Here is a 1,496-nt window from a genome sequence, read left to right on the forward strand (position 1 = left end):
CAAAACGCCCGTCCTCGCGCTCAAGGAATGGCAACAGAAGCGACCTGAGTTATTCGTTAAACGCGTTTATGATCAAACGGGACTCGACACGTAGTCATACATCCTGGTATCTGTATCCGATCTTTGATTGGCTCATTACGAATTGGACCTGGCTCTTCCACGAGGAAGTGTATTCTTGGGAAGACAAATCCGGTGCTCCAGCTGCAATTGCATCGTTCGCAGCGTTGGGGCGTACTATCGGGTCGTCGGATGAAGACGAAAGAGACCAATATCGGATAATTCGCCAATGGTGGTGCAGGCATGCACTACGTGCCGCCGATGCAAGCGCCTTATATCCCGATATTTGTTTCAGAAGACTCGGCGACGAGATAGAAGTTTCCTGGAGTGGGCGCCAGCCTACCTTCGCCCCGGACGGATTGTCGCTTGTGCTTTCTCCGGGGTTTGCGACATTGGCGGTCGAGGCGGTGGTTCAACCTTTGTGGGCTTTTCTTGTTCATGGAATCAGGTCAGCTCCGGTAACAAATGTCGACGACCAGCATGTCGTGGAAGATCTGAAGAAGCGCTTTCGCAAACTCAAACAAACTCCATTGAAGGAACTGGAATCCAGATATCTTCACGGTCGACTGCAAGCGTTGCTGTCTGCGGCTGCCGATGCGGTCGCATGGGAAGAACGCAGCGCGATGGTGAGCGGTATTCCTGCCGTTGCGTCGCTGGATGCCGCAGTGCTGATGTTCGGGGGGCTGGCTCCCTCGATCAGCGAACGAGACGCGGTGTTGTTGTTGAAATTCCTGAAAAAGCATCAGTCGGGTACGGAATCGGTGGCCTTGCAGCGATTGGTGGACGACCGGCCGTTGAACTTCGCGATCGCACCCTACGAGGAAGGGTATGAGCTGGCGGAATACGCAAGGGAAGATTTGAATATTTCGAATGCCAATTCTTCGGTCAACGTCAAAAGTCAATTGAGAAAACTTGGCGTGGACGTGGAAGAGATCGAGCTGGATACGGATTCCATTCGGGGAGTTGCAATTGCAGGCGCAAACTTTTCTCCAGCTATTTTGGTGAATACTTCAAGCAGCTTCAATAAAACTGCGCAAGGTCGAAAATTTACAATGGCACATGAGTTTTGCCATATTCTTTTCGATCGGACCAGAGCACGTAAACTTTCTCACGTCAGTGGGGCATGGACCACTGCACGTGTCGAGAAACGTGCGAATGCTTTTGCCGCCATGTTCCTGGCTTCGCGTACTGCGGTGAAGCGCAGTTTTTCAGATACAAGCGTCGAAGCAGTCAAGAAACAGGCAGAGATGCTGGATCTTGGATATACCGCGTTGGTAGAACACCTGTTTAACTTGGGACTGATAGGCGAAGCCGAACGAGATCGACTGCGTGCGCCTGCTGTAGGATAAGTGTCGAGTCCCGTTTGATCATAAACGCGTTTAACGAATAACTCAGGTCGCTTCTGTTGCCATTCCTTGAGCGCGAGGACGGGCGTTTTG

The 1,496-nt window shown here is 51.8% G+C and carries 1 protein-coding gene; it reads left to right on the top strand.

What is annotated here, in order from left to right; translation table 11 throughout:
* The first annotated feature begins 728 nt into the window (after positions 1–728).
* Entirely contained in the window at positions 729–1,406 is a 678-nt protein-coding gene (locus FVD38_RS27330; RefSeq protein WP_502572598.1) for an ImmA/IrrE family metallo-endopeptidase, read from the top strand.
* The last annotated feature ends 90 nt before the right edge of the window (positions 1,407–1,496 follow it).

Source organism: Massilia arenae, assembly GCF_008014745.1.
GTDB lineage: Bacteria > Pseudomonadota > Gammaproteobacteria > Burkholderiales > Burkholderiaceae_D > Telluria > Telluria arenae.

Bases quoted from the DNA above. Each gene is read 5' to 3' on its own strand.
- FVD38_RS27330 (WP_502572598.1), top strand. From the start codon at position 729: ATGTTCGGGGGGCTGGCTCCCTCGATCAGCGAACGAGACGCGGTGTTG.